Here is a 4,121-nt window from a genome sequence, read left to right as displayed (position 1 = left end):
GCCGATCCCGACGAACTGTTCGTCGAAGGCGCGGCACAGAACAAGGCCAAGACCATCTGCACCGGCTGCCCGGTGCGCACCGAGTGCCTTGCCCACGCCCTCGACCTACGCATTGAGCACGGCACCTGGGGTGGGATGACCGAGCGCGAACGGCGGGCTCTTCTGCGGCGACGCCCTCTGGTCACGTCCTGGCGCCGTCTGCTCGAAGCTGCCCGATCGGAGCACGAACAGTCCCCCCGCGCCGAGGACGGACAGTGGGGCGCCACCGGATGACGCTGGCCGCGGCCGAACGGACCGCCCCAGCGCCGACGGTCACATGAGTGCCATCCACGCGGCCGTTCCTGACAACTTCACCCCCTCACCTGCAGCCGACTCACTAACGTCACCCTTTATGGCGAGAGACCTCGTTAGCGACCCGACCCGCAGCTGCATGCGGGAGATCAGCTCACGGATCGAACTCTCCGCACTCCAAGCCTGCTGGGACGGCAACGGCTTCACCCCCGGACCACCGAGGACCCCTCCGGCGCCCAGAGGAAGCGGCTCTTCTCCTCCTACGCCGACCACATCACCTGGAGCGGCCCCGAACAGGTCACTCGCGCCATAGCGAGGGGCGACGCGGAGCTCTACACCAAAGCTCTGCGCGTTCTACGCCACGCCCGCCACCAATTGTTCGCGCTGGGCGCACCGGCCAGTGCACTGGGGAGAACCTGAACGGCGCGAGGGGCTGCGGAGTTGGAGTCGGTGTTCGCCCGGGTGGCGGGCCGGTTCGCTCGGGCGGATCTGCGGTGGCGGATGCGGGACTACGTCCGCGGTCTGCTGGGCCAAGCGGCACGGAAGAACGGCTGGCAGCTCGCGGAATGGGCAGGCCACCGCACGCCGGACGGCTTCCAGCGGCTGCTGAACAGCAGCGTCTGGGACGCGGACGCCCTGCGCGACGACGTCCGTGCCTACGTCGCCGAGCGGCTCGGACCGGACGGAGTGCTGATCATCGACGACACCGGGTTCATCAAGAAGGGCACCACCTCGGCCGGGGTGGGCCGGCAGTACACCGGCACCTCGGGGAAGATCGACAACTGCCAGATCGGGGGGTTCGCCGCCTATGCCACCCACTCGGGCCGGGCCCTGGTGGACCGGGAGCTTTACCTGCCGAAGGCCTGGACGTCCGATCGTGACCGCTGCCGGGCGGCGAAGATCCCCGACGAACGCGGCTTCGCGACCAAGGGCGAACTGGCCCGGGACATCGTCCGCCGGTGCCTGGCCGCTGGCCTGCCCACCACGTGGGTCACCGCGGACGAGGCCTACGGACAGGACTGGCACTTCCGCCGCCTGCTCGAACAACTCGACATCGGCTATGTGGTGGCGGTGCCCAAGTCACAGCAGATCAAGTCCCTGGCCGGCATCTGGCGCATCGACCAGCTCATCGAGGACGCCCCTGCCGATGCCTGGCAGAGACTCTCCTGCGGCGACGGCGCCAAGGGCCCGCGCGTCTACGACTGGGCCGCAGCCAAGCTGCCCGCCAACATCATCTTCGACCCCGACCCGCCCACCCATCACCGCTGGATCATGGCTCGCCGCAGCATCTCCGACCCCGGCGAACTCGCCTGCTACCTCGCCTACGCACCCGTGGGTGTCGAGATCGCCGAGCTGGCCCAGCCGGCCGGCTCCCGCTGGGCGATCGAGGAGTGCTTCCAGGCCGCGAAGAACGAATGCGGCCTCGACCAGTACAAGGTCCGCCGCTATATCGGCTGGTACCGACACGTCACCCTGGCCATGCTCGCCCACCCGGCCCTGTCCGCACTCGCCGCCCAGGCCGCCGAGTCCGCAGAGATGGTTGCAGAAACGGATCAGCCCTCGTCCCGCTCACCGTGGCAGAGATCCGGAGACTCCTGGACGCTCTCCTGCCCCACCCACGAGCCGACCGCGACCCCGTCACCCACACACTGAACTGGTCGGCCTGGAGAAGACACCACCAAGCCGTCGCCCGCCGCTGCCACTACCGAAAACGCAGCTCAGGACACGATCCGCTGCTGGAGTACTAAGCCCAGTTCCTGCGTCACCTGCGAGAACACGGGCTGAGTGGCGTCCGCCTGGTCATCTCCGACAGCCACAGCAGCCTGGTCAAAGCGATCCGCAAGGTCATGCTCTGCGCCGCCCGGCAACGCTGCCGGGTCCACTCGTCCGCAACATCTTCGCCGTCATCCCGAAAGGCTCGGCGGAGATGGTCGCCGCAACAATACGCACGATCTTCGCCCAACCCACCGCGCACGCCGTCCGCACCCAGCTCGACACCGTCGCAGGCATGCTCGGCCGACAGTTCCCCAAGGGCAGAGAGATGCTGCTAAAGGCAGATCGCCTTCCCCCGCCGCTACCTCTCCAACGAAAGCATGGACGCCCTCCACCCCGACGACACCATCGTCCTGCCCGCCACGTCAGACGACTGATCGCTTACACCACGACAAGGCACATGACCTCTCTGCGCGGGGTCCGGTGGTGAACCGTTTGCCGGTGTGGGCCGTTGGAGTACGCAGCGAACGGATGGCCCGGGTGTCTGGCGGAGGATCGTATGGAGCGCAGTGCCGACAGGCTTGCGGAGCAACGCGCGCAGGGGATCGCAGCTCTGTACGCACTGCAGGAGGGCGGGCGTCCTCCCTTGGTCCCCCACGGCACCCTGCCTAAGCAGCGCAGGGAGGGTGCGTCCGAGGCGGAGGGCAAGGCCAGGCAACGGATGCATCATCTCCTCCGCCCGAAGACTGCGGCGAGTGCTGCGGAGGTGCGGGAGCTGCGAGCAGCCAAGATTCCGCTCAAGGACCGGCCCGGCGGCGGGTTCTACATCGACCCCGACATTCCCCGGGAAAGCGGACGGGGCGGCCTTCAGGCCCTTGTAGACAGGGCTATGGGCATCGGCCGCCTGTACGGCCTGGTGCCCGGTTCCACCGCCGTGGTCGATGCCGGCACCCTGCCCGCGTGGCACAGGGAGGGCGCGTCCGCGGAGGAGAACAAGGCCAGGCACCGGATGCACGATCTCCTCAACCCGAAGAGTGTGGCGAGTGCTGCGGAGGTGCGGGAGCTGCGAGCAGCCGGGATTCCGCTCAAGGACCGGCCCGGCGGCGGGTTCAACATCGACCCCGCTATTCCACGGGAGAGCGGACAGGGCGGCCTTCAGGCCCTTGTAGACAGGGCTATGGGCATCGGCCGCCTGTACGGCCTGGTGCCCGGTTCCACCCCCGTGGTCGATGCCGGCACCCTGCCCGCGTGGCACAGGGAGGGCGCGTCCGCGGAGGAGAACAAGGCCAGGCACCGGATGCACTATCTCCTCAACCCGAAGACTGCGGCGAGTGCTGCGGAGGTGCGGGAGCTGCGGGCAGCCGGGATTCCGCTGAAGGAGCGGGACGGCGGCGGGTTTTACATCGACCCCGCTATTCCACGGGAGAGCGGACAGGGTGGGTTTCAGGCCCTTGTAGACAGGGCTATGGGCATCGGCCGCCTGTACGGCCTGGTGCCCGGTTCCACCGCCGTGGTCGATGCCGGCACCCTGCCCGCGTGGCACAGGGAGGGCGCGTCCGCGGAGGAGAACAAGGCCAGGCACCGGATGCACGATCTCCTCCGGCCGGATCATGTGGCGAGTGCTGCGGAGGAGAGTGTGCTGCGAGCAGCCGGGATTCTGCTCAAGGACCGGCCCGGCGGCGGGTTCTACATCGACCCCGCTATCCCACGGGAAACCAGAAAGGGGGCGAGTCGGGTTTCCGGCCTCACCCCAGGAGACCCTTCAGTGGCGCAGATGCCGACGGCGGTACTGGCTGCCGCCGACGCAATGCGTCTCCCCGAGATCTCCCAGAACACTGCCCTGACGTGCCCGCCGCAATACAGGCAGCCGTCCGTTCAGGGAATCTACGACGACCCAGACAGACTGCATGACCTGCACCCGCAAAACCCTGTGTCGGTTTCACACCACGCACAGCAGAACATGGGCGGTCCGGACCAGCCTGCCTACCCTGGAGTTGCTTCTCAGCTCCTGCCTACGGCCCGAAACATCGACCAGCCCCACTGGACGACGCACAGCCATACGTACAACCCATACGTTTCTTCCCCCTACACGCCCCACCCCCAGGGCCCGGCCTACA

At 68.0% G+C, this 4,121-nt stretch carries 3 protein-coding genes and 1 pseudogene; all 4 read left to right on the top strand.

Features of this window, described 5'->3' with window-relative positions:
- Positions 1–273, top strand: a 273-nt coding sequence (locus ACZ6IM_RS42315; protein ID WP_469564568.1) for a WhiB family transcriptional regulator, incomplete at its 5' end; no start/stop codon positions are given.
- A 459-nt stretch (positions 274–732) separates the two neighbouring features.
- On the top strand, positions 733–1,944 hold the full coding sequence (locus ACZ6IM_RS42310) for an IS701 family transposase (protein ID WP_319349758.1): 1,212 nt from the start codon (positions 733–735) through the stop codon (positions 1,942–1,944).
- Positions 1,945–2,045: 101 nt separating this feature from the next.
- A pseudogene (locus tag ACZ6IM_RS42305) lies at positions 2,046–2,441 on the top strand (transposase); the annotation flags it as partial.
- A gap of 122 nt (positions 2,442–2,563) precedes the next feature.
- On the top strand, positions 2,564–4,121 hold a 1,558-nt coding region (locus ACZ6IM_RS42300; protein ID WP_469564565.1), incomplete at its 3' end, for a hypothetical protein.

The sequence above is a fragment of the Streptomyces sp. NPDC042336 genome (assembly GCF_055581985.1).
The sequence above is the reverse complement of the archived record's forward strand: the minus strand, read 5'-3'. Positions and strand labels throughout refer to the sequence as shown.